This window comes from Actinoplanes sp. TBRC 11911 (assembly GCF_012933445.1).
Taxonomy (GTDB): Bacteria; Actinomycetota; Actinomycetes; order Mycobacteriales; family Micromonosporaceae; genus Actinoplanes.
In genome coordinates this window covers 97,784-112,530 of the sequence record NZ_JABBNC010000030.1, presented here as the reverse complement: position 1 = coordinate 112,530, position 14,747 = coordinate 97,784, and the positions used below count along the sequence as shown (strand labels likewise).

Annotated in this window: 15 protein-coding genes; 8 read left to right on the top strand and 7 right to left on the bottom strand. The window is 69.7% G+C overall.

Annotated elements, in window-relative coordinates:
• Window positions 1-20 precede the first annotated feature (20 nt).
• From HH310_RS31770 to HH310_RS31745, 6 genes are all read left to right on the top strand, one after another.
• Complete coding sequence (locus HH310_RS31770) at window positions 21-1,187, top strand: NAD(P) transhydrogenase subunit alpha (protein WP_169179397.1); 1,167 nt, start codon at window positions 21-23, stop codon at window positions 1,185-1,187.
• Window positions 1,184-1,456: an NAD(P) transhydrogenase subunit alpha gene (locus HH310_RS31765; protein WP_169179396.1), complete on the top strand. Its 273-nt coding sequence runs from the start codon at window positions 1,184-1,186 to the stop codon at window positions 1,454-1,456. Before HH310_RS31770 ends, HH310_RS31765 begins: the two co-directional genes overlap by 4 nt.
• Window positions 1,453-2,838, top strand: a complete 1,386-nt coding sequence (locus HH310_RS31760) for an NAD(P)(+) transhydrogenase (Re/Si-specific) subunit beta (RefSeq protein WP_169179395.1) — start codon at window positions 1,453-1,455, stop codon at window positions 2,836-2,838. Before HH310_RS31765 ends, HH310_RS31760 begins: the two co-directional genes overlap by 4 nt.
• A gap of 62 nt (window positions 2,839-2,900) precedes the next feature.
• Window positions 2,901-4,124 carry an alpha/beta hydrolase-fold protein gene (locus HH310_RS31755; protein ID WP_312034440.1) on the top strand — a complete coding sequence of 408 codons (1,224 nt, stop codon included), beginning with the start codon at window positions 2,901-2,903 and terminating at the stop codon, window positions 4,122-4,124.
• Between the two features lie 2 nt (window positions 4,125-4,126).
• The gene (locus HH310_RS31750; protein ID WP_169179394.1) at window positions 4,127-4,324 is read left to right on the top strand and encodes a DUF1918 domain-containing protein; all 198 of its coding nucleotides are present in this window, start codon (window positions 4,127-4,129) and stop codon (window positions 4,322-4,324) included.
• 79 nt (window positions 4,325-4,403) lie between these two features.
• Window positions 4,404-4,637, top strand: coding sequence for a hypothetical protein (locus HH310_RS31745; RefSeq protein ID WP_169179393.1), 234 nt, complete (start codon window positions 4,404-4,406; stop codon window positions 4,635-4,637).
• An 810-nt stretch (window positions 4,638-5,447) separates the two neighbouring features.
• On the opposite strand, the gene HH310_RS31740 is transcribed toward HH310_RS31745, so the two are convergent.
• On the bottom strand, window positions 5,448-6,968 hold the full coding sequence (locus HH310_RS31740) for a methyl-accepting chemotaxis protein (RefSeq protein ID WP_169179392.1): 1,521 nt from the start codon (window positions 6,966-6,968) through the stop codon (window positions 5,448-5,450).
• 100 nt (window positions 6,969-7,068) lie between these two features.
• Here HH310_RS31740 and HH310_RS31735 point away from each other — a divergent pair, with 100 nt between their 5' ends.
• On the top strand, window positions 7,069-7,305 hold the full coding sequence (locus tag HH310_RS31735; RefSeq protein WP_169179391.1) for a hypothetical protein: 237 nt from the start codon (window positions 7,069-7,071) through the stop codon (window positions 7,303-7,305).
• Here the strand turns inward: HH310_RS31735 and HH310_RS31730 are convergent.
• The 4 genes from HH310_RS31730 to HH310_RS31715 form a co-directional block, all read right to left on the bottom strand.
• Window positions 7,302-8,645: a transaminase gene (locus HH310_RS31730; protein WP_169179390.1), complete on the bottom strand. Its 1,344-nt coding sequence runs from the start codon at window positions 8,643-8,645 to the stop codon at window positions 7,302-7,304. The genes HH310_RS31735 and HH310_RS31730 overlap by 4 nt on opposite strands.
• 35 nt (window positions 8,646-8,680) lie before the next feature.
• Window positions 8,681-9,532, bottom strand: a complete 852-nt coding sequence (locus HH310_RS31725) for a DUF4231 domain-containing protein (protein WP_169179389.1) — start codon at window positions 9,530-9,532, stop codon at window positions 8,681-8,683.
• Window positions 9,533-9,751: 219 nt separating this feature from the next.
• Window positions 9,752-10,009, bottom strand: a complete 258-nt coding sequence (locus HH310_RS31720; RefSeq protein WP_169179388.1) for a hypothetical protein — start codon at window positions 10,007-10,009, stop codon at window positions 9,752-9,754.
• Between the two features lie 100 nt (window positions 10,010-10,109).
• Window positions 10,110-10,607: a hypothetical protein gene (locus tag HH310_RS31715; RefSeq protein WP_169179387.1), complete on the bottom strand. Its 498-nt coding sequence runs from the start codon at window positions 10,605-10,607 to the stop codon at window positions 10,110-10,112.
• A gap of 200 nt (window positions 10,608-10,807) precedes the next feature.
• Here HH310_RS31715 and HH310_RS31710 point away from each other — a divergent pair, with 200 nt between their 5' ends.
• Window positions 10,808-11,308, top strand: coding sequence for a hypothetical protein (locus HH310_RS31710; RefSeq protein ID WP_169179386.1), 501 nt, complete (start codon window positions 10,808-10,810; stop codon window positions 11,306-11,308).
• Window positions 11,309-12,397: 1,089 nt separating this feature from the next.
• Here the strand turns inward: HH310_RS31710 and HH310_RS31705 are convergent.
• Together HH310_RS31705 and HH310_RS31700 are read right to left on the bottom strand one after the other, a co-directional pair.
• Window positions 12,398-13,360: a TIGR03619 family F420-dependent LLM class oxidoreductase gene (locus tag HH310_RS31705; RefSeq protein ID WP_169179385.1), complete on the bottom strand. Its 963-nt coding sequence runs from the start codon at window positions 13,358-13,360 to the stop codon at window positions 12,398-12,400.
• Between the two features lie 86 nt (window positions 13,361-13,446).
• Window positions 13,447-14,625, bottom strand: coding sequence for a CdaR family transcriptional regulator (locus tag HH310_RS31700; protein WP_169179384.1), 1,179 nt, complete (start codon window positions 14,623-14,625; stop codon window positions 13,447-13,449).
• Between the last annotated feature and the right edge of the window lie 122 nt (window positions 14,626-14,747).

The following is a 14,747-nucleotide window of genomic DNA, read 5'->3' as shown; positions in this document are numbered from 1 at the left end:
AACAGGCCAGCATCGATCTCATGACGACGGTCGGCGTGCTGCGCGAGACCGTTCCGCGGGAGCGCCGCGTCGCGCTCACCCCGGACGGTGTCGCGCGCCTGCGTAAACAGGACATCGAAGTGCTGGTCGAGGCCGGGGCGGGCGAGCAGGCCTGGTTCGACGACGTGGGATACGCCGGGGCGGGCGCCGAGATCCGGGGCCGGGACGAGGTGGTCGCCGGGGCGGACGTGCTGGTCGGCATCCATCCGCCGGGCGACGAGGACGCGCTGAGACCGGGGCAGGTGATCATCGGGCTGCGGACCGATCCCGAGCGGCTGGCCGGCAAAGGCGTCACCGCGATCGGCCTGGAGAGGCTGCCGCGCACGCTGAGCCGCGCGCAGGCGATGGACGCGCTGACCTCGCAGGCGAACGTGGCCGGCTACAAGGCGGCGCTGGTCGCGGCCGAGGCGTACGGCGGATTCTTCCCGATGCTGATGACCGCGGCGGGCACGACTCGGCCGGCGCAGGTGCTGGTCCTCGGGGCGGGCGTGGCGGGGCTGCAGGCGATCGCCACCGCGCGGCGGCTGGGGGCGATGGTCTCCGGATTCGACGTCCGGCCGGCGGCCCGCGCGGACATCGAGTCGACCGGAGCGGCAGTCCTCGATCTCGGCACGCATGCGGCCGAAGGTGAGGGCGCCAACGCGGCCGCCCTCACCGCCGAAGGGGAGGGCACCAACGCGACCGCCCTCACCGCCGAAGGGGCGGGCGGCTACGCGCGCGCCCTGACCGCGGACGAAACCCGCCGCCAGAACAGCGCCCTCGCCGCCAAGATCCCCGCCTTCGACGTGGTGATCACGACGGCCCAGGTGCCGGGCGGGCGACCCCCGTTGCTCGTCCCCGCCGCGGCGCTGGACGGGATGCGGCCCGGCTCGGTCGTGCTGGACATCGCCGCGAGCCCGGCCGGCGGGAACGTCGAGGGCTCACTCCCGGACACCCGGATCGTCACCGAGGGCGGCGTCACCGTCATCGGCGCCGGCAATCTCGCCTCCACGGTGCCGGGGGCGGCGTCCACGGCGTACGGGAGGAATGTCCTGGCCCTGCTCGCGCACCTGATGCCGGACGGGGTCCTCACGCTCGACCTGGACGACGAGATCCAGGCCGCGGTCGTCGCCTGCCACGGCGGGCAGATCAGAGGAGAACGCGCATGATCGCCGACCTGACGATCTTCCTGTTGAGTCTGCTGGTCGGCTTCGAGGTGATCAGCAAGGTGCCGGCCACGCTGCACACGCCGCTGATGTCCGGCGCGAACGCGATCCACGGCGTGGTGATCGTCGGCGTGATGCTGCTGGCCGCCACGGTGTCGAGCGTGGCCGGGTACGCGCTGCTCGCGGTCGCCGCGTTCTTCGCCGCGATGAACGTGGCCGGCGGGTACGTGGTGACCGACCGGATGCTCGCGATGTTCCGGAGCCGGTCGTGAGCGCCTTCGACGCGGTCGTCCACCTGGTCTATCTCGCGTGCGCGACGTGCTTCGTGATCGGCCTGCACCAGATGAACGCGCCGGCCACGGCCAAACGCGGCAACCGGGTGTCGGCGGCGGGCATGGGCGTGGCGATCCTGACGACCGCCGTGGTGCTGATTCACGATCATTCGGTACGGGCGGGCGCGGCGTGGGCGTTGATCATCGGAGGGGTGGCGGGGGCGGTCGCGGGCCTGATCGCGGCCCGGCGGGTCAAGATGACCGCGATGCCGCAACTGGTCAGCCTGTTCAATGCGGTGGGTGGCGGGGCGGCGGCGCTGATCGCGTTGGGTGACCGGGCTACGACTACCGAGGCGACCGTGACCGCGGTGCTGGACGTGGCGATCGGCGGGGTGACGTTCAGCGGCTCGTTGATCGCGTCCGGGAAGCTGGCCGGACGCGTACCGGGAAAGCCGTTGATTGTGCCTTTCGGGCGCATCATCACGCTCGCTCTGGCCGCCATAGCGACCCTGTTTGCTGTCCTTTTTGTCGGCTTTGACGGACCGGTGGCCAGCCTCTACGGCATCGCTGCCTGCGCCCTGGTCGCCGGCGTGCTGTTCACGCTGCCGATCGGCGGCGCCGACATGCCGGTGGTGATCTCGCTGCTCAACGCCTTCACCGGCACGGCGGTCGCGATGGCCGGCTTCGTGCTGGAGAGCACTCCGCTGATCATCGCGGGCGCTCTGGTCGGCGCGGCGGGCGCGATCCTGACCAAGCTCATGGCCGATGCCATGAACCGGTCGATCGGCGCGATCATCGCGGGTGGTTACGGCACCGGCGACGCGGTTGCGGTTTCGGCGACGTCCCAGCCCGTACGCGAAGTGACCGTGGACGACGCGGCGATCCAACTCGCGTACGCGGGGAAGGTCGTCATCGTGCCCGGCTACGGACTCGCGGCGGCGCAGGCGCAGCACGAGGCGGTGGCGCTGGCGCAGGCGCTGACCGAGCAGGGCGTGCGGGTCAGCTACGCGATCCATCCGGTGGCCGGGCGCATGCCGGGGCACATGAACGTGCTCCTGGCCGAGGCGAACGCCCCGTACGACCAGCTCAAAGATCTTGAAGAGAGCAACCCCGAGTTCTCCCGTACGGACGTGGTGCTGATCGTGGGTGCGAACGACGTCACCAATCCGGCCGCGCGGCGCCCCGGGAATCCGGTGTCCGGCATGCCGATTCTCGACGTGGACAAGGCGCGCAGCGTCATCGTCATCAAACGGTCGCTGGGGCACGGGTATGCGGGCATCGACAACGAGCTGTACACGGATCCGCGTACCGCAATGCTGTTCTCCGACGCGAAAGCGGGATTGGCCGCATTGCTCGCCGGATTGCACGCTTACGCGCCTTGACACGCATAGATCAGCTTGAAACGCTTCGTGGCGGTCCAGATCCTTTCGGTTAGGTGGTCGCCGTGAAGAGTCCCGAGGTTGCCCGCATGCTCGCCGGTTCTTCCGCCGACCCGCTCACCCTCGGATCACCGCTGATCGAACCGTTTGACGCGACGTCTCGCCTGGTCACGTTCCTGTGGCGGGGGCAGGCGTCGCGGCTGCGCGCGTGGTGGAGCGTCGATGTCCCGATGGCGCGGGTGCCGGAGACGGATCTGTGGGCCGGGTCGGCGGTGTTCCCGGCCGATCTGCGCACCACGTATTGTTTCGAGCGCGACGGCGCCCAAGCCGCGCCGCGGTCCCGGAATGGGGACGGGCCGGGATTCGTCGATCCACTGAACAGCTCGCTGGTGCATTTTCCGGCCGATCCGGAGGATCCGGGCGATCGGGAAGTGTGGCTCTCCGAATTGGCGTTGCCCGATGCGCCCGCCGAGCCGTGGTCGCGCACTCCCACGCGGCCGGGAAGCGTGACCTCGACGACCTTGTGGAGTTCCGTGCTGGGCCGGGCGAAGTCGGTAGCCGTCTACCGGCCGCACGGCGTTTCCGCCGCCGGATTGCCCATTCTGGTGGTTTTCGACGGCTTCCTTTCCCGTACGCTGCTCCGCATGCCCGACATTTTGGATAATTTGCTATTTTCAGGCTTGATTCCCCCCTTTGTCGGGTTGTTTGTCAGCAACTTCGACGGCACGCGCGACGAGGAGCTGAGCCCGACGCCGTCGCTCGGGGCTTTCGTGACGGCCGAACTGCTGCCGTGGGCCCGGGCACAACTGGGCGCGGGCGACGAGCACCGCAACATCGTGACCGGCCAGTCCCGCGGTGGCCTCGCCGCCGCATACCTCGGTCTGCACCACCCGTCCTCGTTCGGCGCGGTGATCGCCCAGTCCGGCAGCTTCTGGTGGCCGGCCCCGGACGAGGGCGAGCCCGGCTGGCTGATCCGCTCGGCGTCGCTGCAGCCTCGCTCGGACGTCCACTTCTACCTCGACGTCGGCACCCTGGAGACCCGGTTCGCCGTCGCCGGCGCGCCCACCCAGCTGTTCGTGAACCGGGCGATGCGCGACACTCTGCGCGACCGCGGATACAAGGTGACCTATACGGAGTACACCGGCGGCCACGACTACATAAATTGGCGTCGAACGTTCGCCGACGCGATGATCGCCGTGGCGGGGGTTCCGTCCGGCTCCCCGGCCGGGCATGCTGCGCAGAGGGGCACCGCGGGCGCCGGGCCCGCGCCGGAATCGTCGCGGAGGTAACAATGATCGCGCAGGTCGGCGACCGGATCGTGGTCAAGGGAGTCCATGTGGGCGACACGCCCCGGGTGGCGGTGGTGACGGCGCTGCGGCATGCTGACGGGAGCCCGCCGTACGAGGTTCGCTGGCTCGACGACGGGCACGAGGGCTTGATCTTCCCGGGGCCTGAATGTCACGTCGAGCCGGAGGGCACCGTCCGCTGAGGACTGACGCCGCGTCGCATTGATGTGACAGCATGTGAGTGCGCCCTCACCTGGCGGGCGCACGAGGGAGGGCACAGCAATGGCGGTCTCCGTGAACCTCGACGCGGTTCTCGACCCGGAGTTTCAGAACAGCCAGTTGGTGGATCTCGTTAATGCGCCTGTGTCGGCGTTGTCCGGTGTCTCCGAAGAGGAGGCTGAAGGATTGCGGCTGGCCTTCGGCATCGTCACCATTCGAGACTTGGCCGACAACCAGTTTATTCGTGCTGCTGTTGCCATCAAAGAGATGGCCGAGGCTGCTCAATCGGTGGGGTGATTCTCTTACGCTGGGACGGTGTGGGGCGGGGGATGCCTCACGCAGGCCGTCAAGCTTGATACCTGCGTGAGTCATCCCCCGCCCCACACCTTGCATGGGATATCCGCGCCGGGCAGGCGTTGGCTTACTCGCCGCTGGCCGCATGGCCGGGCTTGCCGGGTCCCCTCCCGGCAGGTGGTCCGGCTGCCGCGCTGTCGTCACCCCAGGCCTATCACCCCGGCGAGCGGACCTCAGTGGTGGGTCATGCGACGAAACCGCGCCGCTCACCCTCAGAGTCAAACCCGCCGCACCTCACCCCCCGACCCCACCACCAGGCGCAAGCTACTCGCCAACCCCAGCCCCAGCGGGCTGACGCCCACCACCGGGCGCAACCTACTCGCCGGGCTCGGCCACAGCGGGCCTACACCCGCCGCCGGGCGAGAGCTAATCGCCGATGCGGGTTTGGTTCTGAGGGTGGGCGGCACGGTTCGGTTGCCTGACCCACCGCTCAGGCCTGCTCGCCGGACCGATAGTCCTGGGGCGACGACAGCGCGGCAGCCGGACCGCCGACCGGGAGGGAAGCGACCGAGCCCGGCCATGCGGCCAGCGACGAGTAAGCCACCACCTGGCCGGCACGGAAATCCCATGCAAGGGGTGGGGCGGGGGATGACTCACGCAGACATCAAGCCTGACCGGGCTGCGTGAGGCATCCCCCGCCCCACCCCGTCCCAGCGTGAGAAAGTCCCTACACCCGCCGATCGACGTCGGAAACGTGCCCAGCGGAAGGGGAGCCACCACGATCGGGACTCTATCGGCCGCGATGAAACCCCGTCAGCGCTCGAACGTGTGGGCGATCGTCGCCTGCTCCTCCAGGACCTCGCCGATCCGGGCCTGCACCGCGTCCATCTGCCCGATCGTCTCGCTTGTCGTGCCGATGCCGGCCGCCACCGAGTCGGCGCTCGCCTGCAACGCCGCGATCTGCTCGGACACCTTCTTCGTCGCCTCCGCCGTCTCCCGGGCCAGCTCCTTCACCTCGCCCGCGACCACCGCGAAGCCCTTACCGATCTCTCCGGCGCGGGCCGCCTCGATCGTCGCGTTCAGTGCCAGCAGATTCGTCTGGTCGGCGATCGACGAGATTATCTTGATGACGTCGCCGATGGCCGCCGACGCGTCGCCCAGCGCGTTCACGTCGCCGGTCATGTCCGAGGCCCGGCTGACCGCCTCGTCGGCGACCCGGGCCGCGTCGGTGGTGGCATCGCGCAGCCGGGACACGGTGTCCAGCAGGTTCCGGGCGTTGTTCGAGGACGACTCGACCGCGTGCACCACCTCGAGGCGCTGCGACACCAGCTGCTGCACGTTGCGCAGCGCCGACGTCCGCGACTCGGAGAGCTCCACGAAGTCGGTGGTGAAGAAGTCCATGGTGCCGATGATGCGATCGTTGATGACGATGGGGAAGCACACCCCGGAACGCACCCCGGCACGTTGCGCGGCCGGCGCCCGTACGCAGTCGGTCAGCTCGCCGATGTCCCGTACGAAGACCAGGTCCCGCGCCCGCCACGCGCGCCCGGACAGGCCGACCCCCTCGGCGAACGTGGCCGCCAGCGTGACCTTCTTGAACTCGTCGCCCGCGTTGCCCGACTCGACCTTGAACTTCAGGACGTTCTCGTATTCGTCGAGCTCCCAGTACGATCCGTACGCCCAATGGAAGGCCTTGCGGACCGCGTCCAGCGCGGACCGGATCGCCAGGCTCGAGTCCTCGGTGTGCCCGAGCGCGCCGACCACCGAGGTGACGGCGAGCCGGTCGTCGGCGACCTGCCGGGTGTAGAAGGCGGACAGCGCGGCGACCCGGGCCTGCTGCGCGACCCGGCCGAGCGCGGCCCACTTCGACAGCAGCGCGTCGTCGACCCTGATGGCCTCGCGGTCGAAGTACTCCAGGGCGGCCACCACCTGGCCGTGGTCGACCAGCGGGATCACCGTGGCCGAGCGCATGCCGGCCCGCTTGGCGGCGTCGAACCGCAGGTCGGACTCGCCGTTCGTCTCGTCGACGTGTAGCGGGCGGCCCGCGCGTACCGCCCGGGTGACCAGGCCGGCGTGTGCGGTGGTGCCGCTCATCGCGGCCTTCTGCGCGCCGGTCTCATACTCGAGCCGTGGCGTGCCGGCGGTGACGACCCAGGCGGCGACGTACGGCAGGTTGTAGAACTCGGCGTGCGTGGAGCAGTAGATGCGCCAGGTGCTCGCCTCGTCGGTCGCGGACTCCAGGTTCTTGACCAGTTCCTGGAGCGCCTCGATGTCCTGCGGCACGGGCTGGGGCGCGGGTGGTGGGCCGGATGAGCGGCCGCCGAACAGACCCATGGGGTAAGGCTACGAGTGAAATGCCGGTATTTACGGCGATTGCGAGGAACGGCGTGCGGCCGGGCCGTGGAGATCGGCACCTTTGAATGCGGTGCTTGCCGTGGGTATTCGTGACGTCGTGTCCTCCGGGCGCACCGCGCGCAAGGCCGGCGACGCGGTGGTGAGGCGCCAGGCCGTCCCGCCGGGCACACCGGTCCCACCCGGCACGCAGGTCGCGGTGGACATGGTCGAGCCGCCGGTGCCCCCGCCGCCCGGGCCGCCTGCCGTGGGCGACGCCGAGCGACCCGCGTCCTCCGGCGGCAGGGAGACGATTTTGCGGCCGCACCGGGAAGACTAGCCGGCCAGCTCGGCGATCGCGGCGGCGAACACCTCGTGGTGGCGGAAGACGTCCTGCATCGTGGTGGCCGGGGACATCAGGGCCATGTTGTGGAACGGGGTCAGCAGCACGCCTCGGTTGAGCAGGTACGTGTGCAGGAAGTCCTCCAACTCGCTGTCCGCGCTGGCCGCCGACAGCGTGCCGTTGCGCGGGGCGGGAGCGGTGAACCGGTACTCGACCCGGGCGCCGAGCTGCGACACCGACCACGGCAGGGCGTACTGGTCAATGATCTTGTGTACCCCGTCCGCGAAGGCGGTGGCCGTGTCGATCATCATGGCGAAGGCGTTGCCGGTGAGCACGTGCGTCAGGCAGGCGACCGTGGCGGCCATCGACACCGGGTTCCCGGCCAGGGTGCCGCCGACGCCGCCCATGTCGACCAGGTCCAGATCGGTGCGGTCCAGCAGCGTACGGGAAAGATCCTCACTGAGCCCGTACGCCCCGACGGGGATGCCGCCGCCGATGGCCTTGCCGATGGTGACCACGTCGGGCGTGAGCCCCCAGGCCGCGGTGGCGCCGCCCGGCCCGGCCGAGAACGTGTGCGTCTCGTCGTTGATCAGATAAGTGCCGTACGCGCGGGTCAGCTCGCGCACGCCGTCGAGATAACCCGGCTCGGGCAGCACGATCCCGATGTTGGTCAGCGCCGGCTCCATCAGCACCGCCGCGACGTCGCCGTGCGCGAGTTGCCGTTCGAGGCCGTCCAGGTCGTTGAACTCGGCGACCCGGCTCGTCGTGGTGACATCGGCCGGGGCGCCCACGTTCCCGTCGCGGCTGCGCCCCTCGCCGTCGGCACCCACGACGATCAGCGACTCGTCCACCGAGCCGTGGTAGCAGTAGCTGTTGACCAGGATCTTCGAACGGCCGCTGACCGCGCGCAGCAACCGGATCGCCCAGCGGTTCGCGTCGGTCGCGGTGAGGGCGAAACTCCAGTACGGCAGCCCGAACCGGCGCGCGAGCTCGGCCCCGGCGACCGCGGCGTCCTCGGTCGGCAGCATGGTCGTGACCCCCCGGCCCAGGCGCCGCTCGACGGCCTCGATCACCGGCGCGGGGGAGTGGCCCGCCATCGCGCCGGTGTCGCCCAGGCAGAAGTCCACGTACTCGTTGCCGTCGATATCTTTCAGGTACGCCCCGGCGGCGCTCTCGACGTAGACCGGGAAGCCGCCGGCGTTCTTGCTCATCCACGTCATCGGCACCCGGCCGAACAGATGAGCCGCTCCGCGATGGGCCGCGGCCGAACGCGGGTTGCGCTCGGCGAAGGTGGCCCGTTCACGCGCGGCGAGGTCGGCGAGGCGGTTGCGATCCATGGATGGACGCTACAACCTGCGCGCGGATAGCAACATCATCCGCTTTGCCGGGGCGGCTCCCACCGCGCGATCCACCCTTGGTTCTCCATCGCGATAGCGGCCTCGCAGTCGTCGATGACCGTTGTGCCCGGATTGTCGGTGATGCCGCGCAGTCGCTGGGCCGTCCGCAGGTACTCGATGACGAGATGGTCGTAGCGTGCCGCCGCGGTGTAGGCCGCGACGGCGGTGCCGATCGTGGTCACGACCGGCACCCAGGCGGTGAAGCCGTCCAGCCGGAACGACGCGCCGACCGCGGCCAGGGCCACCGCGGCGAGACCGAGGAGATCACCGGCAAGGCGCATTTGCCGTACGCGGGTTTCATAGTGCCCGGCCCTGCGGTGGTAGAAGTCGATCTGGTCGCGGACGCGCACGGCGATGTAGGTGGTGAGGTCGTGCACGGCCGGGAGGCCCCGCGGCTCGGGGTGGATGCCGATGGTGTGGCGTTGCAGGTCGCCCACGGCGTCGACGATTTTGCGGCTTTCGTCCCCGAGGTGGTGGTCGCGGTTGTCGTCTTTGTACGCCGTGCTGCCGGCGAGGTAGCCGTAGATCTCGCTCTTGAGGCCCTCGGAGGTGGCGCGGGCGCGCGTCCAGTCCCGGATCTGCTCGGTGCTGACCTGCCGTTGCACGAGCGTGGCGACGCCGACGGTGACGGCGGCGAGGACGCTGAGGACACGGCCCGCGGTTTCCGACAGGCCCCCGACCTGGTCGGCGGCGACGGCGAGCGCGGCGGTGGCGACGGCGAGCATGAGAGCGGTCAGGCGGGCGCGGTCGATGCGACGCTTGAGCCGGGTGGCGGCAAGCGACCAGATCCGCTGCTGTTCCCAGGCCCAGGCGAGCTGAGCCGTCATCGCCGGCGCCCGCCGATCAGGGTGAGGAGCGTTTGTCCGATGTAGACCCGACAGTCGCGCACCTTTTCGGACACGTACGACTGCCGTCGCGGGAACACGCGCAGTGATTCACTTTCGGGGGGCATCGGGCCTCCGTGATCGGCGACGACGGTGTGTCGTCGGTCACTTCACAGCGGTGCCCCACCGTAGCCCTGCCCGCGCGGTCCGGGCCAGCGAAAGTCAGGAAGCCGCCGTGCGGGCCGCCCGCAGAATCAGCCCGGCGATGACCTGCGCGGTCGTCGGCGGCAGTTTCTGCGCCAGGTCAATGAGGACCTTCTGCTCGAAATCCGTCGTCTGCAGACCCGCTGCGTTCAGCGCGTGCCCCAGCGTCGTGGTCGCCGCCATCTCGGGCCGGACGCCCGGTTCGTGAACCACCAGGGCTAGAGCGGTCATGACCTGTTCCCGGCTCGCGTACGGGCCGATGTCCTCCACCACCATGGGGTAACCATAAGGCCACACCCCGTCTTGATCTCCAAACGAGAGGCGAACAATCTCGCATGTCGCATCGTTCCGGTCACCGCACACCGTGCGGGTCGCGTCACCGACTGTCGCGGCGTGCCTGCACGCGGCCGGTGGCGGCGCGCGTGGTGGAGTGCCGTTTGACGCGGTCCGGGGTGCGTGGCCGCCGGTCGAGTTGCTGCGAGGCAGGCAGGGGTGACGCCGCTTTCTCGGAGACCGGCACGTCGGTGTTGCGCATGGCACGGGCTTCGGCCAGCCGCTCGGCGCGCAGGGCGCGGGCCGATGCGCGGGCCGCGGCCGCGAGCTGCCGGCTCACCCGGGCCAGGGCATCCTCGAAGACCTCGGCTTTCGCCCGGTCGCGCGTGCCCTTCCGGTAGGCGAAGCCGCGCCCGCCGAGTTCGTCGACCCGGCCGGCCGAGTTCCGCCGGTACATCGACACGTACTTGTCGCGCATCCGCCGCACGCGGGTGTGGAGCTCGACGAGGTCGTCCTCGGAAAGCTCGGCGAGCTGCTCACGCTCGGTCTCGGCCACGAGCAGCTGCTCTTTCTCGGTCAGCGATCCCAGCAGGGCCTGCATCGCGTCTCCCGTCCGCGCCGTCTGGCTTGCCCGGTGTTACCGCGAGCGTACCCACAGCAACGTCACCGGGCGAGACGAGAAGAGCCGAGCGCCTCAACTCCCTGCGGACTCGCTGCCCGGCTCGGCATGATAAATCACCATCGGTGCCATTGGCCGCTGAGGCACTGACCACAGTGGATGTCGGCCACTATGCTGTGACGATGGTCGATACGAGTCGTCGCCTCACCATCATCGGGCACCTTCCCCTCAACCACGATCTGCGCGGCTTCTACCGGACGGTCATCGCCATCGGCGGCCTGCTCCTGGCGATCTGGGGCGTCCTCTGGATCGTGGCCGACGGCTTCGGCGGCGACGGCGCGTCGGTCGGCGGGCTGCAGGCCAACGGCACCTTCGGCTTGCTGAGCGTGCTGATGGGCCTGGCGCTGGTCGTCGCGGCCGTCCTCGGGCGCAACGTCGACCACTGGCTGGGCTTCCTGCTCGCCGCGCTGGCCATGGCGCTCGGCGTGTTCGGTCTGACGTTCATCCGGACGACCCCGGAGCCGTTCGCCCTCTCGGTGAGCACCTGCGTCACGCTGCTCACGTTCGGGGTCGTGATCATGTGCGCGGCCTCGTACGTCGGCACCGGCACGAGCGCCGACGCCCGGCACCGCCAGCGGGCGATCGGCCACCTCACGATCGCGGAGTACGAGGCCGGCCACTAATTAGACGAGTAAGTCCTAAGCCGAGTCAGTGGCCGCAGGCGAGCCAGCGGCCGTAGGCGAATCGTGAATCAGTGACCGTAGGCGATCAGCGATCTGATCGCCGTCCGTCCGCCAGCCCGCCCGGTCGTCCGTCCGCCAGCCCGGTCGTCCGTCCGCCAGCCCGGTCGCCCGGTCGTCCGTCCGCCAGCCCGCCGGGTCGCCAGCCTGCCCGGTCGCCAGCCTGCCCGGTCGCCAGCCTGCCCGGTCGCCAGCCTGCCCGGTCGCCAGCCTGCCCGGTCGCCAGCCTGCCCGGTCGCCAGCCTGCCCGGTCGCCCGGTCGCCCGGTCGCCCCTCTAGCATGTCCGACATTTCACGAAATTTCCTGGATTGACTGAGCCGCCGGACGGGCGGACTCGGCGCGCGGGCGCTCGGCGCTTCCATTCCGTGAGACGGGTGACCGCCTGCTGAGACCCGCGTCCGCATCATGGACCCACCGTCCGCGATGTGAGACCGGCGTCCATTGTAGAGAGTATCTTTGTCACGTAACGAGGCTTTCGCCCGGCAGTTTTTCCGGCCGAAGGTGAACCTTGGAGAGTTATGGCTCGTATGTGGGCGCAACTCTCCAAGGTTCACAAAAATCCATCATGTGATCGCGGTGTCCACATAGCGAGACCGCCCGGCGGCGAACGGATCGCCACAGCGCCTCAGCTCTGACACCGCCGCGCCACCGCGCCACACCGCGACCCGGTCACTCACCGCCGACCACCACCTACTCGTCTGGAGATGATCTAGAGACCTTCGCGTCAGAGGTCTCGGTGCCGATCGACTTGCTGCCACCCCATGTGGTCGTGTCGACTGTTGCTGCTCGCGTCGTCTGGGCGGGTCGGCTCCGCCGATGGGCAGCGCCTCGAGGACGGTGACGTCGGCACCGAACGACTTCCACACGCCGGCGACTGGGATCGCAGCGCGGGGGTGGGTATTGCTGCGTTTCGCCGGGCGGGTCGCGTCGGTCGGCACCCGGTCCGTGCGGCATCGAGATCCGCCGCGGCCCGGCTTGGGAGCAACGCGGGATTCGGGCCCTGACCCGGAAACGTCGCTACCGTCCGATCGTCACGGCTCGAGGACGCCGAGGCGGCCGGCCGCCACGATCACCTCGCCGAGCAGCCCGAGCCACTCGTCCACGTCCGCGGCCTGCATGCCCAGCTCAAGGCCGAGGCCCTGGCCGCCGGCGAGGTACACCTGGGTCACGCCGATCTCGCGGGCGGTCAGCAGGTCCTCGGCGACCTGCCGGGGCGACCCGCCGAGGAAGGGGCGGCCGTCGCCGATCGGGTCGCGGGTGAGCGGGGTCGGCCAGGGCGCCTGCAGGACCACCATGAGGTCCGCGGGGTTGCGGCCCTCCGCCCGGGCCGCGTCGTGGAAGCCGGACACGATGTCGCGCAGTTCCTTCGCCGACGAGGTCAGCGGGAGCAGGCCGTCCGCGATCCGGGCGGCGCGCTTGACGGCGGCCGGCGACGTCGCGCCCAGCAGCACCGGAATGTGCGCCTGGACCGGTTTCGGGTTCACCTGCGACGGGGCGATCTGGTAGAACTCGCCCTCGTGCTGCACCGGGTCCGGACCCCACACGGCCCGCATCGCCGCGATGAACTCCTCGGTGCGGGCGCCCTTGCGGCGGCTCGGCACGTTCGCCGTCTCGAACTCGTGCGGCTCCCAGCCCTGCGCCACCCCGGCGATGACCCGGCCGCCGCTGAGCTGGTCCAGGGTGGCGAACCGGCGGGCCAGCATCACCGGCACGTGCAGCGGCGCCACCAGCGCGGCGGTGCCGAGCTTGACCCGCTCGGTCACCGCGGCGACATAGCTCAGGGTCTCCAGCGGCTCGTACGTCGAGCGGTAGAACTCGGGCACCATCTGGGGTTCGCCGCCGGTCCACAGCACCACCTTCTCCAGCGGGCGGAGCAGGCGCTCGAACGTCCATAGGGCGTCGTAACCGATCATTTCCGCCTCTTGAGCGACCTTGACGATCGTTTCCGGGGACGTCTGCGGACCGGCGGTGGGTAAGGCGAGACCGAGTTCCATGGCGTCAACTATGTGCGCGAACCGGGGCGGCGTCATTGGGAGGACTTCACGAGAAATCGCCGGCTCGCTGTGCGATCGCACAACGCTCAGGCGACGTATCGCCCGAAGCTCCGGCACGTCTGCAGGAATTGAATGTCGGCGAGAACACCGGGACTGCGAAGGTCAAGACCGGTGACCCGGCGGGCCGCCGCGATCCGGTAGTAAATGGTGTTCATATGGACGCGGAGCAGATTGGCCGCTCCGGAAATGCTGCCGTGGGCCTGCAGCAACGCTTCGGCGGTGCGGAGCCATTCGTGATCCGATTTCGCGTCCTCGGTGAAGAGGATGTTCAGCGACTCGGGAACGTCGTCGGCCGGCAGGTCGACGTGCAGCGCGGCGACCTGCATGAGCGAGAGCGTGCCGAAATCCACGATCCGGGTGGTCGCGCCGGCACCGCGGCGGGCCAGTTCGGCCTGCCGGTTGGCGGCGGCGAGACTGCCGGCCACCGGCCAGGGACGGCTGATCCCGATGCGAACGTTGGTGTCGAGGTGCTCGGACAGCCGCCGGATGCTGTCCCGCGTGCGCTCGTCGTACGGGAGGCACAGGACCAGGCTGCCGTCCGACACCGTCCACGGTAAGCGCCGGGTGTGTGCCTGCATCTCGCGGATCAGCGGCTGGAACCGGGAGCCCGGATCGGACGGATCGTTCGGGGCGTCGCCGGTGAAAGAGAACCGCGCGATGACCACCTGTTCCGTCCGGATGCCGAGGACCTGCAGCATGCTTTCGGTCTGGTCCGGCGACTTACCGGCGAGAAGGTCGTCGAGCGAAACGCGGCGGCAGGACAGCTCGGCGGCGCGAAGCTCGCTCTGCGTCTCGAAGAAGGCGTCCATGAAAGCGGCGGCGTAGCGTTCGTGGGTCGCCAGGAAACCATTCCACACCGCTAACCCGTCGCCGCGCAGGTCGAAGATCGCGGAGTTTCGCACGGTCAGCCAGCTCCAGAGCTCCTGACTGATGACGCGCCAGAAATGGGCGGCCGATCCGCCGTCGAGTCCGCTCCGGGCGAGTTCGTGGGCGCGGTCGATCAGCAGCGGGTCGAGCTCCGTTCTGGCCCCGTCGGCATGCCGGAGGAAATCCGTCAGCGTGAGGGTGGTGAGTTTGTGCAGGTCGTCTCCGCGATCGGCAAATCCCGGAATGGAACTCAGTAACACGGCCGCGACGTGCTCGGCGATTTCGTCGACCTGGCTATTCAACGTTTCGAGAAGACTCGCCCGCATTGCCTTACCCATGCTCGAAAGGTACGGCGGGTGTTCGTTCGGTACCAGACGATGGTGTCGGAAGCCACGCGTCAATCGCTGCGCCCGGCGCGCGCGGCAAAGGCGCGCCGGCGCGGTCAGATCGCGGCGGCAGC

Excerpts from the sequence above, each read along its gene's own strand:
- HH310_RS31770 (WP_169179397.1), top strand. The coding sequence starts at position 21 with ATGACGACGGTCGGCGTGCTGCGCGAGACCGTTCCGCGGGAGCGCCGC.
- HH310_RS31765 (WP_169179396.1), top strand. The coding sequence starts at position 1,184 with ATGATCGCCGACCTGACGATCTTCCTGTTGAGTCTGCTGGTCGGCTTC.
- HH310_RS31750 (WP_169179394.1), top strand. The coding sequence starts at position 4,127 with ATGATCGCGCAGGTCGGCGACCGGATCGTGGTCAAGGGAGTCCATGTG.
- HH310_RS31745 (WP_169179393.1), top strand. The coding sequence starts at position 4,404 with ATGGCGGTCTCCGTGAACCTCGACGCGGTTCTCGACCCGGAGTTTCAG.
- HH310_RS31740 (WP_169179392.1), bottom strand. The coding sequence starts at position 6,968 with ATGGGTCTGTTCGGCGGCCGCTCATCCGGCCCACCACCCGCGCCCCAG.
- HH310_RS31730 (WP_169179390.1), bottom strand. The coding sequence starts at position 8,645 with ATGGATCGCAACCGCCTCGCCGACCTCGCCGCGCGTGAACGGGCCACC.
- HH310_RS31725 (WP_169179389.1), bottom strand. The coding sequence starts at position 9,532 with ATGACGGCTCAGCTCGCCTGGGCCTGGGAACAGCAGCGGATCTGGTCG.
- HH310_RS31720 (WP_169179388.1), bottom strand. The coding sequence starts at position 10,009 with ATGGTGGTGGAGGACATCGGCCCGTACGCGAGCCGGGAACAGGTCATG.
- HH310_RS31715 (WP_169179387.1), bottom strand. The coding sequence starts at position 10,607 with ATGCAGGCCCTGCTGGGATCGCTGACCGAGAAAGAGCAGCTGCTCGTG.
- HH310_RS31710 (WP_169179386.1), top strand. The coding sequence starts at position 10,808 with ATGGTCGATACGAGTCGTCGCCTCACCATCATCGGGCACCTTCCCCTC.
- HH310_RS31705 (WP_169179385.1), bottom strand. The coding sequence starts at position 13,360 with ATGGAACTCGGTCTCGCCTTACCCACCGCCGGTCCGCAGACGTCCCCG.
- HH310_RS31700 (WP_169179384.1), bottom strand. The coding sequence starts at position 14,625 with ATGGGTAAGGCAATGCGGGCGAGTCTTCTCGAAACGTTGAATAGCCAG.